The organism is Pseudocnuella soli, assembly GCF_004347775.1.
Classification (GTDB): Bacteria; Bacteroidota; Bacteroidia; order Chitinophagales; family Chitinophagaceae; genus Flavisolibacter; species Flavisolibacter aquaticus.
Genome location: NZ_CP037755.1, coordinates 1,843,077 through 1,860,498 on the forward strand (window position 1 = coordinate 1,843,077; position 17,422 = coordinate 1,860,498).

Annotated in this window: 15 protein-coding genes; all 15 read left to right on the forward strand. The window is 49.3% G+C overall.

Features of this window, described 5'->3' with window-relative positions; all coding sequences use genetic code 11:
* The first annotated feature begins 883 nt into the window (after positions 1 to 883).
* The 15 genes from EPD17_RS07670 (at position 884) to moaA (ending at position 17,285) form a co-directional block, all read left to right on the forward strand.
* Positions 884 to 2,287, forward strand: a complete 1,404-nt coding sequence (locus EPD17_RS07670; RefSeq protein WP_165929557.1) for a M48 family metallopeptidase — start codon at positions 884 to 886, stop codon at positions 2,285 to 2,287.
* A gap of 145 nt (positions 2,288 to 2,432) precedes the next feature.
* Positions 2,433 to 2,981: a hypothetical protein gene (locus tag EPD17_RS20215; protein ID WP_240040773.1), complete on the forward strand. Its 549-nt coding sequence runs from the start codon at positions 2,433 to 2,435 to the stop codon at positions 2,979 to 2,981.
* A 115-nt stretch (positions 2,982 to 3,096) separates the two neighbouring features.
* Positions 3,097 to 3,744 (forward strand): Crp/Fnr family transcriptional regulator, encoded by a 648-nt coding sequence (locus EPD17_RS07680; protein WP_132053161.1) that lies wholly within the window; start codon positions 3,097 to 3,099, stop codon positions 3,742 to 3,744.
* 54 nt (positions 3,745 to 3,798) lie between these two features.
* Positions 3,799 to 4,605: a sulfite exporter TauE/SafE family protein gene (locus EPD17_RS07685; protein ID WP_132053163.1), complete on the forward strand. Its 807-nt coding sequence runs from the start codon at positions 3,799 to 3,801 to the stop codon at positions 4,603 to 4,605.
* Between the two features lie 75 nt (positions 4,606 to 4,680).
* Positions 4,681 to 6,099 carry an MBL fold metallo-hydrolase gene (locus tag EPD17_RS07690; RefSeq protein ID WP_132053165.1) on the forward strand — a complete coding sequence of 473 codons (1,419 nt, stop codon included), beginning with the start codon at positions 4,681 to 4,683 and terminating at the stop codon, positions 6,097 to 6,099.
* A gap of 133 nt (positions 6,100 to 6,232) precedes the next feature.
* Positions 6,233 to 6,451 carry a hypothetical protein gene (locus EPD17_RS07695; protein ID WP_132053167.1) on the forward strand — a complete coding sequence of 73 codons (219 nt, stop codon included), beginning with the start codon at positions 6,233 to 6,235 and terminating at the stop codon, positions 6,449 to 6,451.
* 82 nt (positions 6,452 to 6,533) lie between these two features.
* Positions 6,534 to 7,094 (forward strand): YeeE/YedE family protein, encoded by a 561-nt coding sequence (locus tag EPD17_RS07700; RefSeq protein ID WP_132053169.1) that lies wholly within the window; start codon positions 6,534 to 6,536, stop codon positions 7,092 to 7,094.
* 13 nt (positions 7,095 to 7,107) lie between these two features.
* Entirely contained in the window at positions 7,108 to 7,644 is a 537-nt protein-coding gene (locus EPD17_RS07705; protein ID WP_132053171.1) for a DUF6691 family protein, read from the forward strand.
* Between the two features lie 254 nt (positions 7,645 to 7,898).
* Entirely contained in the window at positions 7,899 to 9,665 is a 1,767-nt protein-coding gene (locus tag EPD17_RS07710; RefSeq protein WP_204743360.1) for an FAD-dependent oxidoreductase, read from the forward strand.
* A 481-nt stretch (positions 9,666 to 10,146) separates the two neighbouring features.
* A complete protein-coding gene (locus EPD17_RS07715; RefSeq protein ID WP_132053173.1) occupies positions 10,147 to 11,502 on the forward strand; it encodes an MBL fold metallo-hydrolase in 1,356 nt (451 codons plus the stop codon).
* 176 nt (positions 11,503 to 11,678) lie between these two features.
* Positions 11,679 to 12,320: a (2Fe-2S)-binding protein gene (locus EPD17_RS07720; RefSeq protein ID WP_132053175.1), complete on the forward strand. Its 642-nt coding sequence runs from the start codon at positions 11,679 to 11,681 to the stop codon at positions 12,318 to 12,320.
* Positions 12,317 to 13,300, forward strand: coding sequence for an FAD binding domain-containing protein (locus EPD17_RS07725; RefSeq protein WP_132053177.1), 984 nt, complete (start codon positions 12,317 to 12,319; stop codon positions 13,298 to 13,300). Before EPD17_RS07720 ends, EPD17_RS07725 begins: the two co-directional genes overlap by 4 nt.
* Before the next feature lie 9 nt (positions 13,301 to 13,309).
* On the forward strand, positions 13,310 to 15,553 hold the full coding sequence (locus EPD17_RS07730; protein ID WP_132053179.1) for a xanthine dehydrogenase family protein molybdopterin-binding subunit: 2,244 nt from the start codon (positions 13,310 to 13,312) through the stop codon (positions 15,551 to 15,553).
* 131 nt (positions 15,554 to 15,684) lie between these two features.
* Positions 15,685 to 16,308 carry a nucleotidyltransferase family protein gene (locus EPD17_RS07735; RefSeq protein WP_165929558.1) on the forward strand — a complete coding sequence of 208 codons (624 nt, stop codon included), beginning with the start codon at positions 15,685 to 15,687 and terminating at the stop codon, positions 16,306 to 16,308.
* Positions 16,305 to 17,285: a GTP 3',8-cyclase MoaA gene (gene moaA, locus EPD17_RS07740; RefSeq protein ID WP_132053183.1), complete on the forward strand. Its 981-nt coding sequence runs from the start codon at positions 16,305 to 16,307 to the stop codon at positions 17,283 to 17,285. Before EPD17_RS07735 ends, moaA begins: the two co-directional genes overlap by 4 nt.
* Positions 17,286 to 17,422 lie beyond the last annotated feature (137 nt).

Consider the following 17,422-nt stretch of genomic DNA (forward strand, 5'->3'; position numbering starts at 1 on the left):
TTGCTCTAGGTGAAAACTTCTGGTCAGCCTCAGCCAGGCGCCTTATGCTTTTTTAGGCGAGTATGGGGTTTTAAATTAATATAATGAGGGGTGTATGTCGTCAAAAGAAAGTGGACCAGATGTTAAAAAGGTTTGTGTTGGATTGAATTCATGTCTTTATTTTTAAAGTGTGGATGCCCGGGCTGGTGCATCCAACGGAGTATTCAAAAGGGTATGGATTAAGTGTTTAGTTCCGCCATTTGGTACAATTCTATTCTTTTGGCCAACGACTGCTTTTTGATCTTTTTTTTGATTCAATATAAGCAGAGCGGCCAGAAGATTGGCCAGAGAATTCATTCACTATTTTGTCACTAATCTTCCTAGAACCTGCATCAGCACAGGCGTCTTCACTTTCTGTATCGGAAAGTAACGAAGTATTCTTCCAATAGGTATTAAAATGGCTTTCCATTCTCTTTAATGATGGGTGCCGTTTTCATTAATTTAATTAGAGCTGATAAGAAACAATTAATGGTTTTAAAGCTGTCGTTTTCTTTTGACGCTTAACTTTATCCAAGTTCTTTAACTGGTGAATTATGAGTGAGTTGAGTAACTTTGTATTTATGTAATCGATTGATTTATATATCGATATATTGGTTTTGCGTTCGGGCTGTCTTCCCGACTTATAAAAATGAAGGAGTTACAGCAATGTAGTTCCTTTTTCCATATAGGCCGCAAATCACTGTACCTAAAGCTTCCCACTTATTCGGCTCCAAGTCTGCTCAAACCGCCGTCCGCGAAAGTTTTATTCTTACTGTACCACCACCTACCTATCAGCCCTACTCTGAACACCCCTCTCCCAACTTTTCCTGCTATTTCATATATTAGCACAGCAACCACAAACCCTATGTATAAAAAACTGACTGCCGTCAATTCTGGAAATCTGCTTGCGCCTTCCCAAGAGTTCAAAAGAGAAGCTGCTAATGCAGTCTTGGCGATTGCCGCCTTCCTCCTTGTTTATCTTTTGCTGTTTGTCCTGGCGCTTTGTTTTGTAGCACTGTGTTTTGGTGCAGGCATTTGGGTCATGACTGCCAAGGCCGGGTGGATCACCATCCTGGTTGGCTTGGGTGTCATTGGGTGCGGCCTGACGGTCTTTGTATTCCTCATCAAGTTCCTGTTCGCATCTTCCCAAACGGATGAAAGTGATAGCATTGAAATTTATGAAGCCGACCAGCCGATGTTGTTTCAATCCATCCGAATGCTTGCCGGGCAGATTGGTACGCCAATGCCTAAGAAAGTGTTCATCGGTCCCGATGTAAATGCTGCAGTATTTTATAACTCTTCGTTCTGGAGCATGTTCTTGCCGGTACGCAAAAACCTGAAGATCGGTTTGGGATTGGTAAACGGTTTAAATATTTCTGAACTTGAATCGGTCATTGCCCACGAGTTTGGTCATTTTTCACAGCGCAGCATGAAAGTGGGCAGTTGGGTTTACCAGGTAAACCGGATGATTTTCGACATGCTGTTCAACAACCAGCGCTTTGCCGAAGGACTTAATGGGCTTTCTAATGTGCATGGGATTTTCCAGATTTTCGGTTTGTTGGCCATAAAAATTATTGAAGGGATCCAGTGGGTGCTCAGGCAGATGTATAAAGTAGTCAACAAAGGTTACTTGGGCTTATCACGCCAGATGGAATTTCATGCGGATTTGGTTGCAGCTTCTGTGTGCGGCAGCAACAATGTGGTCAATGCATTGCGCAGAAGCGCATTTACAAATGAGTGCTACGACTCAGTCATTGAGGTTTGTGGAAAAGCATGGCAGGATAAACGCGTTGTATCAAACTTTTATACAGCGCACAGTTTGGTTATTAGAAACGCTGGGCGTAAAAGACATTGGGCGTTTGAAGGCAATTTGCCAACTATGAGCGAGCACGTTGAAAGTGACGTCATTCGCATTAACTATAAGGATCAGTGGAGTTCGCATCCCACTTTGGCGGAGCGACAGTTGCATCTGGACCCTTATAATTTGGTTGCTGCGGTTAACAGCAAGCCGGCTTGGAATCTGCTGGAAAACAGCGACAGTTTAAAAGCGCAATTAACAGAAAAAATATACCGCGACATTCCACGGGAAGAAATCAAAGAGATCTTGGAAGGCGAGGAAATCGAATTGTGGTTGAGAGGTGCAATTGACCAGGAAATATTTCCTGCTTTGTTCAAAGACTACTACGACCAGCGGCAAATTGAAGCTTTTGATGTGGAAGCCGTGGCAGCTCAACCTATCACATTTACAACATTCGCCGAGGTATTATAATGAAGATGCAGCCGCATTGCCCAAAAAGCTCAATTTGCTTCAGCAGGATGTCTTTGTGCTGCAAGCCATAGCTAGTGGGCATATTGATACAAGAAGCTTTGATTTTGATGGCTAGAAGTACAAAGCTGAAGAAGCACCTGTTGTCATGGAACAGATGCTGGAGGAATTGAAGGCATTAGAAGCAACACTTAAGGAGCGTGACCAATGGCTGTTCCGTTATTTTTATGCAGTGGCACCAATTCAGGAAGCCGAGGCGCTCAAGAAAGACTACATCGCATACTTTAATCAGCGCAGCGAAGCAGAAAAATTCCGCGAATGTGTAAATGCCATGATGGCGCCACTTGAGCCTGTATTCCAGGGTGAAACCATACCCATTGAAACCATACTGGAGTTGATCGGCAAACATAAAAGTGACCGTGAGCCTGCATTCAAGAATGCGCTTCGTCAGTTGACAAAATGCTTTGGTTGCGTAGAAGGGCTGCAGGGATCAGTGGCTAAATTCCTCGAGACAGATTACCAGTATTTCCATGAGAAAAGTTTCTTTGAAAATGAATTGCAGGAATTGCATCACATCGTGCAGGAATGCTGGGAAGCGATCAACAACTGTGTATTGGGGCAATTCAAAGCAATAGTAGTCAAACAAGACCAAATAGAAACTGGAAGGGTTAGTACAAAACTTAATGCATTGAATTAAAACATTGGGCAATTGATTTAATACAGGGAGTCCAAAACTTAGCTTGTGTTAATCTATCAATGACCCCAACCGTCCACCCACCCATCAATCCGGCACATCAGCTACCTTTGCACCTATGACCGAAAAGGACCTTTCCCTTTATTTCCCCACCTTGGAACCTGCGCTGATCAGCGAAATATTTGCAGTGGCCGAAGTGAAAACATTGGCCGAAGGCGAATTGCTGATGCGCACCGGGCAAAACATCCGCGCCACGATGCTGGTGATCGATGGTTTGATCAAAATCTACCGCGAAGACGATCAGGGCAACGAGGTGTTTATGTACTACCTCGATGGCGGCCAGGCCTGCGCCATTTCATTGGTGTGTGCATTGGGGCAGGAAACCAGCGGGTTGATGGCCAAAGCTGATAAGCCCTCAACCGTGTTGAGCATTCCGGTGCAGTACACCAACGAGTGGATGGGCAAATACAAAAGCTGGGCGCAGTTTGCGGTCAACTCATACCGCCAGCGGTTTGATGAATTGCTCCAAACCATTGATCACATTGCGTTCCGCAACATGGACGAACGCTTGGTGTTTTACCTAAAGCGGCACCAGGAAAAACTGGGCACCAACTTCATCGCTATTCCGTTTACCGAAATGGCGCAAGAGCTCAACTCTTCCCGTGAGGTGATTTCCCGACTCATGAAAAAGCTTTCCGAAAAGGGCATTGTAAAGCTGCACGGCTCTAAAGTGGAAATCATTAACCTCGATGTAGCACTGTCGTGACTTATATCACGAATTGCTACAATGCAATAAGCCAGCTTTGCCTTTAAAAGCAGCATGGAAGGGATTGGATACATTGCGTCGTTATTGATTGGTATTTCGCTGGGGCTTATTGGTGGCGGTGGCTCCATTTTAACCGTTCCGGTTATGGTGTACCTGTTTGGCTTGCATCCCCTGCTGGCCACATCATACTCGCTTTTTATTGTGGGTACCACAAGTTTGGTGGGCGCATTTACACAGTATCGCAAAGGTTTGGTAAACCTTAAAGCGGCCTTGTTTTTTGGCGCGGCATCAGTGCTTACCGTTTTTCTTACCCGCCGGTTTTTAGTGCCCGCCATACCGCATGATATACTCACCATTGGCAATTATACACTCAGTTCTTCGGTGCTCACCATGGTGCTGTTTGCGCTGCTGATGCTGGTGGCATCCATCGGCATGATCCGCGAAAAAAATAACGCAACCGAAGCGCCAGAATGTCCTGAGTGCATTCGTTTGTCGAAGCTGTTGGGCTATGGTGTAGTTATTGGCCTTATCACCGGGCTGCTAGGCGCTGGTGGCGGATTTCTGCTTATCCCAGCACTGGTATTTTTGCTCCGCTTGCCCATGAAAAAAGCGGTGGGCACATCGCTGCTCATCATTGCACTCAACTCGCTGATTGGCTTTGCGGGCGACCTCGGCCAGTTTTCCATCGACTGGTGGTTCCTGCTTAAGATTGCGCTGATCGCCATTGCAGGTATTTTTATCGGTGGTGCATTGAGTGTAAAGATACCAGGCGGTAAACTCAAAAAAGGCTTTGGTTGGTTTGTGCTCGTAATGGGGATTTATATCATTCTTAAAGAAACAATATTAACATTGCCGCAATAAGTGGCGTGACTCGGGTCACGAAATAAAGGGTTGCAAAGCCGCAATTTTACTACATCAAATAAAAAAAATACCGACATGAAAATAGAACAGATTTATACCGGATGTTTGGCTCAAGGCGCTTACTATATCGAAAGCGAAGGTGAAGCCGTAGTGATCGATCCACTGCGTGAAGTGGAGCCTTACCTGCAGAAAGCAAGCCGCAACGGCGCTGTCATCAAGTACGTTTTTGAAACACATTTTCATGCCGACTTTGTGTCGGGCCACGTGGATCTTTCCAAACAATCGGGAGCTCCCATTGTGTACGGTCCCAACGCCACGCCCTTGTTCGATGCCATCATTGCAACAGACGGGCAGGAGTTTAATGTAGGTAGCCTCACGTTTAAAGTGTTGCACACTCCGGGGCATACCATGGAAAGCACCTGCTACCTGTTGAAAGATGAATCGGGGAAGGACGTAGCACTGTTTAGCGGCGATACGCTTTTTATTGGTGATGTTGGCCGCCCCGACCTGGCACAAAAAGCAGCCAGCATGACGCAGGAAGAACTGGCCGGAACCTTATTCGATTCGCTGCGCAGCAAGATCATGCCGCTGGCCGATGATGTGGTGGTGTATCCGGCGCATGGTGCGGGTTCGGCTTGTGGTAAAAACATGAGCAAGGAAACTTCCGACACGTTGGGCAATCAAAAGAAAACAAACTATGCACTGCGTGCTGATATGACCCGTGATGAATTTATTAAAGAAGTAACCGACGGGCTCACCACACCACCAGCATATTTTCCATTAAACGTAATGCTCAATAAGGAAGGCTACGAAAGCATTTCGGCAGTGTTGCAGCGCGGCAAACGGGCACTTTCGCCTGATGCATTTGAAACTGCCGCCAATGAAACCGGCGCCATCGTGCTCGATACAAGGGCGCCGCAAACCTTTGCCCAGGGCTTTATTCCCAATTCCATCAACATTGGTATTGATGGTTCATTTGCGCCTTGGGTGGGTGCCCTCATTCCAGATATTAAACAGCAAATTTTGCTCGTTACCGATGAAGGCCGAGAGGAAGAAGTGATCACTAGGCTGGCCCGTGTTGGCTATGATTATACCATTGGTTACCTCGCCGGCGGTTTTGCCGCATGGCAAAATAGCGGTAAGGAAATCGATCGCATTGAATCGATCACTGCAGAGGAATTTAGCAAGCAATTGAATAGGGGTATAGCGGTGCTGGATGTGCGCAAACAAGGCGAGTTTATCAGTGAGCATGTGGACGGTGCAGTAAATATGCCGTTGGATAATATCAACGATCATCTTGCATCGCTTGACAAAGACGGTACTTATTATGTGCATTGTGCAGGTGGTTATCGTTCTATGGTCTTTAATTCAATTTTAAAGGCCCGCGGCTTCGACAACCTGATCGACATCAACGGCGGTTTTAAAGCCATCAAAGAAAGTGGTGCAGTGCCCGTCACCGATTATGTATGTCCATCTACTTTGGCTAAAAAATAAGCGCAAATAAGGACTGTCTTCGCAAAGTGTTGTATGCGTATGCATGGCACTTTGCAACGCAGCCTAGTATTGAAGTAACACATTTTTCAATAAGCAAAATAGCGTAGTGCATATGTAAAAGGTTTGGAATCGGATGCTGCTGAACAAGACCTATGGAATCGGTTTGGCGTTGGGTGCACTGGGTGGATTTCTATACTGGAAATATGTTGGCTGCCTTACGGGCACTTGCAGCATCACATCCAGCCCCGTAAACAGCACGCTTTATTTTGCCTTGCTTGGTGCATTACTGGTTGGCTCGTTTGAAAAGGGCAGAGAAGAGGCTACACCAGGCAAGCAAAGCAACAACATTTAAAAGCGGTTGAAAGGCCGTGATATAAGTCACGGTAAATGAAACGCCGCAATATCATTTTTGCTACCGCAAAACAAACAACACAATGGAGTTTTTACAACAACCTTGGCCCTGGTATGTAGCGGGTGCCCTCATCGGGCTAACCGTGCCGGCACTGCTGATTTTGGGCAATAAACATTTTGGTATTTCGGCCAACCTACGGCATGCCTGTGCAGCCTGCTTCCCGGCCAAAATTCCCTTCTTTCAATACAACTGGAAAAAGGAAGCATGGAACCTGTTTTTTGTGGGCGGCATCCTCATTGGCGGCTTGCTGGCCACACAGTTTCTTTCCGATCCCAATCCTGTGCAGGTGGCACCGGCACTGTTGTCGGAACTTAAAGAATACGGCATCGAAGACCATTCAAAGGTGTTGCCCAAAGAGCTGTTCAGCACCGATGCATTGTTCACGCTGCGTGGCCTGGTCATGCTGGTGGGTGGCGGTTTCCTGGTGGGTTTTGGTGCCCGGTATGCAGGCGGCTGCACCAGTGGTCATTCCATTATGGGCATTTCTAATTTACAGGTGCCTTCAATGATTGCAACGGCCGCATTTATGGCGGGCGGCTTTCTGATGGCCAACCTGATTTTGCCCTTTATTTTAAAATTGTAAAACCTAAGAAACAATGCCCGGCGTTTTAAATAAAATTTCTGTAGAAACCAACACTGCGCCCACTATTGTGGACAGCGATTACGAGGCAAGAGCGCAGGATACCATGTGTATCAACGAATCGCGTTTGCAGCACAAATGGTACCACAACCTGAAGTATGCAGCAGTAGGCATCCTGTTTGGTATTGCCTTCACCAAAGCAGAAGTTATTTCCTGGTTTCGCATACAGGAAATGTTCCGCCTGCAAAGCTTTCACATGTATGGCGTTATTGGTACCGCCATCATTGTGGGGATGCTCTCGGTCTGGCTGATCAAAAAATTTAAGGTAAAAACCATCTATGGCGAGGCCATCGAGTTTCATCCAAAAAAATTCAATAAGGGACAGATCTACGGTGGTTTGATCTTTGGTTTGGGTTGGGCCATGACCGGCGCTTGCCCGGGACCGTTATTCGCACAGATCGGCGCCGGATTCTTGGTCATCGCAGTAGTGTTATTGAGTGCTGTTGCCGGTACCTGGGTGTATGGCTACTTCCGTGAAAGACTGCCGCATTAATGCATGGCAGTTTTAGGTAAATAAATTCGGCTGACATAAATCAATTGTATTTACAAATGCCGCAACAAGCAGTGACGCAAACACTGGATGTTGCGGCATTTTTTATGTGAATGACTTGCTCGAACAAAGCATCATCTTCTTGTATAATTCAGTACTGCTGCATGTTTCAATGTATGTATTTTTTAGCACTGGTTCATTGCGTACGAATTCTTATGCGATGCTGATGTAACAGCAAAACATGAGATTGATCAGGTGTGACCCAAGTCACGCAGGGTGGAGTGGTGGCGGCGTCTTTTTGTAACACAAAATCACTCATTCAACTGATCATGCAATACATCATCATTGGCGCGGTGGCCGGCGGGGCCAGCACCGCAGCACGGCTTCGGCGCATGGACGAACATGCTTCTATTATTTTTTTTGAAAAAGGCGATTATGTTTCTTACGCCAACTGTGGTTTGCCGTATTACATCGGCGATGTAATTACCGACCGCAACAAATTGTTTGTGCAAACAGCTGCAGCATTTAAGAACAGGTTTGCTATTGATGTGCGGGTTCGCACCGAGGTTACGGCTATCGACCCGGTGGCGCAAACCGTAACCGCTACCAACTTGTTTACCGGTGAAGTATACACCGAGCGGTACGATAAACTGGTGCTTTCGCCCGGCGCCGAACCCATCCGACCGCCACTGCCCGGTATCAATTTGAAAGGCATTTTTACGCTGCGCAATGTGGCCGATACCGATGTTATTAAATCATACGTGCAACATTTTCCGAAAGGCAAAGCTGTAGTAATTGGTGCCGGTTTCATTGGCCTTGAAATGGCCGAGAACCTGGCCCACCTGGGCATGGAGGTTAGCGTGGTGGAAATGAGCAGCCAGGTAATGGCGCCGCTCGATTACCCGATGGCGGCACTGGTGCAACAACACCTGCGCAGCAAAGGCATCCGGCTGATTTTGAATACTGCAGTGACCGGCTTTTACGAGGAGCCCTTTTATCGGTTGTTGCTTTCGCTCAACAACGGCGATGCGTTGGAAGCCGATGTAGTCATTCTTTCCATCGGCGTTAGGCCTGATGTGCGGCTGGCAAAAGCTACAGGCTTGCAATTGGGTGCAGCCGGTGGTATTTGGGTAAACAAGTATTTACAAACATCCAATCCCAATATCTATGCGGTGGGCGATGCAATTGAATTTGACAATCCCATCACCGGCAAATCAATGTCTAGTTTCCTGGCAGGTCCGGCCAACAAACAGGGGCGCATTTGTGCCAACAATATTGTGTTGGGCAATGCGCAGGCTTATGAAGGTGCCATCAATACTGCCATTGTAAAAATATTTGACCTCACTGCAGGCGTTGCCGGTATGGCAGTTAAGCATTTAAAGGCAGCCGGTGTTGAACACCTGGTTTCTACAACCTATAATGGTTCGCATGCAGGCTATTATCCCGGTGCCAATATGATGACTATTCAACTGGCGTTTGCACCCGGCACTGGCCGCTTATTGGGCGCCCAGGTTGTGGGTGGCGACGGTGTGGACAAACGCCTCGATCTATTGGCTTCGGTGATCAAAAAAGGTGGAACGATTTACGACCTTACTGAAATAGAGCACGCTTATGCGCCGCCGTTTTCGTCGGCCAAAGACCCGGTCAATATTGCAGGCTTTGCCGCGGAAAATATTTTGTTGCACCGCGTTCAGCCCTGGTATTGGGATAGCCCGGAAGCGGAACCTGGACACAGCTTTCTGCTGGATGTAAGAACGCCAACTGAATTTGCATCAGGTAGTATCGGCCATGCTGTAAATGTTCCGCTTGACGAATTACGTAGCCGGCTCACTGAGCTGCCAAAGGATGCACCGATCTATCTTTTTTGCCAGATTGGAATGCGTGGATACATGGCTGCCCGCATATTGTTGCAAAGCGGTTTTGAAAGGGTGTATAACCTTTCGGGTGGCTACCGCTTGTGGCTGGCAGCCACCAGTGAAAAAGGGCAGTTGTTGGCGCAAAAAGATTTGCAATTCGCCGGCTGATGAAGCATCAAAAAAACAATACAATTTAGATAAAATCTGACGCGGCATTTTTAAAAATAACACTGGCCACTGCTGATGCAGGGGCCAGTGTTATTTTAGAAAGTTGTCATTGAAGATGTCGAATGAATGTTTGTAAGGTTTCTGGATAATATTCCTGAAATATCCATTGCTCACGGTGTTTTTGGTGCTGCTTGTTACGACAGGTTGCGTAATTATGTCAATAACTTCAGCGTGACTTGCATCACGAATGGCTGCTATCAACCACAGTAAATTTGAGGAAACAAACGGGTTAAAGCCGGTCAAGGTTTTCCGAAGAATGCGTGCTTTTATTCATGAACACGCGCTTTTGCACCTCGCCTTGCTTCCTTGCATCATTTGGCGCAGTTTTCGGAAGGTTAAAAGTTGATCATGATGGAACACACGGCATTTCAGGATCAGGCTTTCGCACCGGTTATTGTTCAACACAGAAAAGAAATCAAACATGAAGATTCAGCAATTTGAAGACAAGCATCTGGCACTTTATAGCTACGCGGTATTGAGCGAATGCGAACAGAAAATAGTGCTGATCGACCCGGCACGTGACGTGCAACAATACCACGATTTTGCAAAGGACCACAACGCCACCATCATTGGTGTTATTGAAACGCATCCGCATGCCGATTTTGTAAGCAGTCACCTGGAGCTGCACCAAACACTGAACGCAACAATTTATACCAGCAAACTGGTTGATGCTGCTTACCCGCATCAAACCTTTGATGAAGGCCAGTCGATACAATTGGGCAAAATAAAACTCACGGCCATCAACACCCCGGGCCATTCGCCGGATGGCATCAGCATATTGCTGGAGCACGACGGCAAACAGAAAGCGGTATTCACCGGCGATACCTTATTCATTGGCGATTGCGGCCGCCCCGACCTCCGCGAAGGTGCCGGTAAGCTACAGGCCAAGCGCGAAGAGTTGGCAAAACAGATGTATCATTCGCTGCGCCAAAAACTGGCAGTGCTCAACGAAGATGTACTGGTATACCCTGCCCATGGCGCCGGCACTTTGTGTGGCAAAAATTTAAGCAAGGAAAGCAGCAGCACCATCGGTAAAGAAAAAGGAACCAACTGGAGCCTGCAGGAAGCTACCGAAGAAGAATTTGTACAAAACCTGTTGGCCGACCAGCCCTTTGTGCCCGCATATTTCCCATTTGATGTAGAACTGAATCGTAAAGGCGCTGCGCCGTTGCATCAAAGCATTGGAGCCGTTACTATCGAGCAACAACAAACAGCGCTGGAGCCTGGTGTATGGGTGGTGGATGTACGGGATGCAGCACCTTATAAAAAAGGCTACCTGCCGCACAGCATCAACCTGATGGAAGACGGCAAATTTGAAACATGGCTGGGCAGCATCATTAAGCCCGGAGAACGTTTTTACCTGGCCGGTGAAAACAGCGAACAGGTGCAGCGGGTGTTGCAATGTGCTGCTTCCATTGGTTACGAAACAGCTGTAATCAAAGGCGTGGTGATATCCGGTGGTACGGAGCAGGATGAAGCAATCAATTTGCCAGCATTCAACCAAGCCCCGGAAGATTATACGATTGTTGATGTACGCAATGAATCGGAAGTAAAGGAAGGAAAAATATTCAGCAACAGCATTTCCATTCCCTTGGCAGAACTGCGGCAGCGGGTAGCTGAAATTCCAACAGGCAAACCGATCGTGGTGCATTGTGCCGGTGGCTACCGCAGTGCTGCAGGCAGTTCGTTGATCCAGTCCACTTTGGGCCAGCAAGTGGAGGTGCTTGATTTAGGCGAAGCAGTAAAATCATTTCAAAAGGCACAGCCTGCACATTAGGACCATTTAGATTTCAAATAGAACAACCTTAAGAGCAAAGGGAAGGCGTAAATAAAAGCCTTCCCTTTTTCTATCTCTTGCAGCGATGGTTTAACTTAGAGATGGTGGCCGGCCATTTGCAATACTCAATGGCCTCCGGCGCAAGCCAACCCTTACCTAATCAATCCAAGTTGTTTATGCCCCATAAAAAACCTGCACCCAACCCTAACGAGGAGGGTGGCCCGGCACAGGGCCGTAGGGATTTTTTAAAACAATCGTCGTTGCTTGCAGCCATTGCCGCCATGCCGCCCCTGCTGGTAAAAGCCGCCGATGCCCAACTCGATGAAACCGCGGCCGCTTATTTTGAAAAGCTTCCACTATCGGTGGAAGTAAACGGCGTCACCCACCGCTTATCTATTGAGCCACGCACCACTTTACTCGACCTCCTGCGCGAACAGCTGGCCCTCACCGGTACCAAAAAAGGTTGCGACCATGGGCAGTGCGGTGCCTGCACCGTGCATGTTGATGGCCAGCGGGTGCTTTCCTGCCTGTCGCTTGCAGTGATGCAGGAAGGCAAAAAAGTCACTACCATCGAAGGGTTGGCCAATGGCGAAAACCTGCATCCCATGCAGGAAGCTTTTATCAAACACGACGGCTTTCAGTGCGGCTATTGCACACCGGGACAAATCATGTCGGGCATTGCCTGCATCCGCGAGGGGCATGCAGGTTCCGACGATGAAATACGGGAGTATATGAGCGGCAATATTTGCCGTTGCGGCGCTTATCCCAATATTGTGAAGGCCATTGCCGATGTAAAAAAAGGAGGGCAGCGCATATGATCAACTTCGAATACATACGTGTAGCTACGCCAAAAGCGGCCGTGGATGCGCTGGTAAAATATAGCGTGGCACAATGGATTGCCGGCGGCACCAACCTGGTTGACCTGATGAAGAAAGGCGTAACCGCGCCGCAAAAATTAGTTGACATCAACAACCTGGCACTAAAAGAAATAAAAAAGGAAGGCAACGGCTTACGCATCGGTGCACTGGCCCTCAACAGCGCAGTGGCCGATAGTGAGTTGGTGCAAAAAGAACAGCCCCTGCTGGTACAGGCGCTGCAGGCCGGCGCATCGCAGCAGATCCGCAACATGGCCACCGTAGGCGGCAACATGATGCAGCGAACCCGCTGCCCATATTTTTACAACACCGATATGCCCTGCAACAAACGGCAACCCGGCCAGGGCTGCGGGGCACTCAAAGGCTACAACCGCATGCATGCCATATTTGGTGCATCGGATAAATGCATTGCCGTGCACCCCAGCGATATGTGCGTTGCGCTGGCAGCACTCGATGCAACGGTGCTTGTAACGGGGCCAAAAGGAACCCGGTCTATTCCATTTTTATCTTTTCACCGGCTGCCCGGCGAACTGCCCCAAAAAGACAATACGCTGGAGCGTGGCGAACTCATTACCGGCATTGATATACCCGCAAACGCATTTTGCAAGGCCACCCATTATCTCAAGGTCCGCGACCGAAGCTCCTATGCATTTGCACTGGTGTCGGTGGCTGCTGCAGTAGATATGCAGCGCAACACCATTCGCGATGTACGCCTGGCAATGGGCGGCGTGGCACATAAGCCTTGGCGCCTTACTGCAGCCGAAAATTTCCTGAAAGGAAAAGAAGCCATCGAGGCAAACTTTGGGCAGGCTGCGCAACTGGCCATGCAGGGCGCCAAAGGATACGGGCACAACAACTTTAAATTAAAGCTGGCTCCCAACGCTATTGTGGAGGCATTGAAAACCGCCGTCGGTAAATCTTAAAAACATTGTATGGACCAACACCATTTCTTTGATGCTCCGGAACGCGATCCCATTGACCGGGTAGATGGCAGGGCCAAAGTAACCGGCGGCGCCACGTATTCGGCAGAATATAAAATTCAAAATACGGCCTATGGTTTTTTGGTGGGCAGCACCGTAGCCAAAGGCCGCATCAAAGCCATTGATACAAAAAGTGCCGAGCGGGCACCGGGTGTACTTGCCGTCATCACACACCTCAATGCACCCAAGATACCGGGCTATCAAACGGGCAAAGACCCGTCGAAGCCACAAACCGGCGGGCAGCCGCTGCGCGTTTTTTACAACGACGAGATTTTTTACTACGATCAGCCCATTGCACTGGTCATTGCCGATACTTATGAGCGGGTATTGCATGCAGCCAAACTGGTAAAAGCGCAGTTTGAAAAAGCAACGCACCAAACCGACATGGAGGCGAATTTGGCCAAAGCAAAAATACCTACCGGCCCCCGCTTTGAAGATTATAAACGCGGCGAAGTGGATGCTTATAAAAATGCAGCGGTAAAACTGGAGCAGCAATACTATCACCCCGTTGAAGTACACAACCCAATGGAACTGGGCAGCATCATTGCCCGGTGGGAGGGCAACGATAAAGTAACGGTGTACACCAAAACGCAGGGTGTGGGTTCCACCCAAAATTCCATCCGCGATGCATTTGGCCTCAAGGCCGAAAATGTTACCGTGCATGCCGAGCATATTGGTGGTGCATTTGGCATGGCGCTGCGCACCTGGCCGTACGAAATTGCAGCCATTATGGGTGCCCAAAAAATAGGCAGGCCGCTGAAGCTGATGCTGCACCGCGAACAGATGTTTACCAACGTGGGCTATCGCCCCGAAACGGTGCAGAAAATAGGCCTCGGCGCCACCGCCGATGGAAAGCTTACAGCCATTACCCACGAAGCCACAGCCAACACATCGCCGTACGAAGAATTTACCGAGGCCACCGTCAATATTTCGCGGTTTTTATATGCCTGTTCCAACGTAACCACGCGGTACCGGCTGGTGCCGCTCAATGTGTGTACGCCCATCTGGATGCGTGGCCCCGGCGAGGCCACGGGTTGTTTTGCGCTGGAGTCGGCTATGGACGAACTGGCATTTGCCCTGAACCTTGATCCCATTGAATTTCGCATCCGCAACCACGCCGATACCGACCCGGAACGCAACCTGCCCTGGTCGAGTAAATTTTTGAAAGAATGCTACGAACTGGGCGCCGACCGCATTGGCTGGAAGGACCGCAAACTGCAGCCCCGTGCACGGCAGGAAGGCGACTGGCTGGTGGGCTACGGCATGGGCACGGGTTCGTTTGGTGCATTCAGGGGCAGCGCTACGGTAAAGGCCATTTTGCAGCCCGATAATAAGTTGGTGCTGCAGTGTTCGGTAAACGATATGGGCCCCGGCACCGCCACCATGATGACCACCATTGCATCGGAGCAAATGGGCATGCCGCCCAAACAAATTGCGGTGCAAATGGGCAGCACGGGCCTGCCGCCGGGCCCCACACAGGGTGGCTCGATGGTGACGTCCACGGTGGGTGCAGCAGTACATGATGTATGTGCCGCACTAAAGGAACAACTGGCTGCGCTGGCCAGCAAAGAAGGCTCGCCATTTCACACCGCCAATGTGCACGAGGTAAAAGTGGACGACCTCGTTTTTTCGGAAACCGGTTTGTCGCTCAAGCGTGATGGTTCGGTAAAAATTTCCTATGCCGACCTGTTGCAGCGCAACAGCCTGCCGGCGCTGGAGCTGACCAAGGAATCGCGTGGGCAAAACCAGCCTTATTCCAGCTACTCTTACTCGGTGCATTTTGTAAAGCTGCGGGTGCATCCGCCCACCGGCCGCATCAAGATCGACCATATTGTTTCCTGCGCCGATGCAGGTACGATTGTAAGTCCCAAAACCGCCGAAAGCCAGATGATTGGCGGCGCGGTGGGTGGTGTAGGCATGGCCCTGATGGAAGCGGTGGTTATGGACCACCGGTTTGGCCGGCCCATCAACAACAACCTGGCCGATTACCATGTGCCAGTAAACGCCGATATCCCGAAAGTGGACGTGTTGTTTGTAAACAAAAAAGACCCATATACCAACCCGATGGGCTCCAAGGGTTTGGGCGAAATTGCCATCATTGGCGTGGCGCCTGCGGTGGCCAATGCAGTGTTCAATGCCACGGGCAAACGCATCCGTTCGTTGCCCATTACCCCCGATAAGGTGATGGAAGCCTAGATTTACAAAGTATATTGCATTGTTATTTGATGGCAAGGTTTAGTAAAAGCATTGGGTGCACAGCATCAATGCAGTTAAATGAGCATCGCAAAATAGCTGACCATTTTTTAAATGCTGGAACACAAAACACCATGAATAGGGGACCGCAAAGCACTGAGGGCACGGCGTTGCTGATTGTGGCTGCAGGCCGCTCTGCAAGGCTGGGCCGCCCCAAGCAACTGCTTTCGCTGGAAGGCGAACTGCTGCTGCAGCACAGTGTGCGGGTGGCAAAAGAGTCAGCCCTGGGCCCTGTTGTGTTAGTGCTGGGTGCCCATGCCGATGAAGTGCAGGCGGGCATTGATAGCAGTGGTGTTGATGTGGTAAAAAACAGTGAGTGGAGCGAAGGCATGGCTGCTTCCATTCGTGCAGGAATTGGGCATGTGCAAATGGCCTATCCCCATGTGCAAGCCGTTATCCTGATGGTGTGCGACCAGCCGCTTGTTTCCGCAAACTTGCTGCAGCAACTACACGAAGCGCACCAACGCACCGGCAAACCCATCATCACGTGCAGTTATGCCGATACATTTGGTCCGCCCACGCTTTTTCACCAAACCATGTTTGCAGCACTTTTACAGCTAACCGGCGATGTGGGTGCCCGCAGCATTTTAAAGGCACATGCCGATAGCGTGGAAGCCATTTCTTTTCCCGAAGGTGCAGTGGATGTCGATACCGATGCCGATTACCAAAACCTGCTCAAACACCAGCGTACAACATGATCCGTGATAACCATAACCGCATCCACAATTACCTGCGCATTTCGTTGACGGATAACTGCAACCTGCGGTGCTTTTATTGCATGCCCGAAGAGGAGTATGATTTTACCCCGGCATCGCGCCTGATGCAAAGGGGCGAAATTGAAACGCTGGCCAAAATATTTGTGTCGCAGGGCGTAAATAAGATCCGGCTCACGGGCGGCGAACCGCTGGTGCGCAAAGATGCCGCCGATATCATCCTGTCGCTTTCGCGGTTGCCCGTGCAGCTCACGATGACCACCAACGGTACCCGGCTCCACCAGTTTATCGACGTGTTGGAAGATGCCGGCGTACGGTCGCTCAACATCAGCCTCGATACATTGCAGGCCGATCGTTTTGCCATGATCACCCGGCGTGATGGTTTTCAGCAGGTGATGGACAATATTCAAATGCTGTTGCAAAAAGACTTTCATGTAAAAGTGAACGTGGTAGTGATGAAGGGCCTCAACGATGGCGAGCTGGCCGATTTTGTGCAATGGACCCGTGATGTGCCGGTGCATGTGCGGTTCATCGAGTTTATGCCGTTTAGCGGCAACAGGTGGACGAGCAACAAAGTGGTAACGCTGCAACAAATGCTGCACACCATTGGCGAACAATTTGATTTTATTCCGCTGAAAGGCGTAGCGCATGATACCGCAAAAGGCTTCATGGTGCCGGGCCATGCCGGTACTTTTTCGGTGATCAGCACCATGAGCGCCCATTTTTGCGGCGACTGCAACCGGATGCGCCTGACGGCCGACGGCAAGCTCAAAAACTGCCTGTTTTCGCAAGCCGAAACCGACCTGCTCACCCCGCTGCGCCACGGCGCCGATGTGTTGCCGCTCATTCATCAAAGCATTGCGGCAAAGGCCCGCCAGCTGGGTGGCCAACTGCCCGCCGATTTTCAAAACCTGCAGGCAGATACAGTGCAAAACCGTAGCATGATCACGATTGGTGGTTAACGATTTTCGCTTGTTGTTTTGCAGCACAATTCAGCATTGGGTAAAGGTGGTTTTGTTTTAAAAAGCGCCTTTCAATGAAGGTTCAAACGCTAGCTCCATTCATGTTCTGAATGACGTTTTGCTGCCACCAATTTATC

Excerpts from the sequence above, each read along its gene's own strand:
- EPD17_RS07690 (WP_132053165.1), top strand. The coding sequence starts at position 4,681 with ATGAAAATAGAACAGATTTATACCGGATGTTTGGCTCAAGGCGCTTAC.
- moaA (WP_132053183.1), top strand. The coding sequence starts at position 16,305 with ATGATCCGTGATAACCATAACCGCATCCACAATTACCTGCGCATTTCG.
- EPD17_RS20215 (WP_240040773.1), top strand. The coding sequence starts at position 2,433 with ATGGAACAGATGCTGGAGGAATTGAAGGCATTAGAAGCAACACTTAAG.
- EPD17_RS07725 (WP_132053177.1), top strand. The coding sequence starts at position 12,317 with ATGATCAACTTCGAATACATACGTGTAGCTACGCCAAAAGCGGCCGTG.
- EPD17_RS07670 (WP_165929557.1), top strand. The coding sequence starts at position 884 with ATGTATAAAAAACTGACTGCCGTCAATTCTGGAAATCTGCTTGCGCCT.
- EPD17_RS07735 (WP_165929558.1), top strand. The coding sequence starts at position 15,685 with ATGAATAGGGGACCGCAAAGCACTGAGGGCACGGCGTTGCTGATTGTG.
- EPD17_RS07730 (WP_132053179.1), top strand. The coding sequence starts at position 13,310 with ATGGACCAACACCATTTCTTTGATGCTCCGGAACGCGATCCCATTGAC.
- EPD17_RS07680 (WP_132053161.1), top strand. The coding sequence starts at position 3,097 with ATGACCGAAAAGGACCTTTCCCTTTATTTCCCCACCTTGGAACCTGCG.
- EPD17_RS07720 (WP_132053175.1), top strand. The coding sequence starts at position 11,679 with ATGCCCCATAAAAAACCTGCACCCAACCCTAACGAGGAGGGTGGCCCG.
- EPD17_RS07685 (WP_132053163.1), top strand. The coding sequence starts at position 3,799 with ATGGAAGGGATTGGATACATTGCGTCGTTATTGATTGGTATTTCGCTG.
- EPD17_RS07705 (WP_132053171.1), top strand. The coding sequence starts at position 7,108 with ATGCCCGGCGTTTTAAATAAAATTTCTGTAGAAACCAACACTGCGCCC.
- EPD17_RS07700 (WP_132053169.1), top strand. The coding sequence starts at position 6,534 with ATGGAGTTTTTACAACAACCTTGGCCCTGGTATGTAGCGGGTGCCCTC.
- EPD17_RS07695 (WP_132053167.1), top strand. The coding sequence starts at position 6,233 with ATGCTGCTGAACAAGACCTATGGAATCGGTTTGGCGTTGGGTGCACTG.
- EPD17_RS07715 (WP_132053173.1), top strand. The coding sequence starts at position 10,147 with ATGAAGATTCAGCAATTTGAAGACAAGCATCTGGCACTTTATAGCTAC.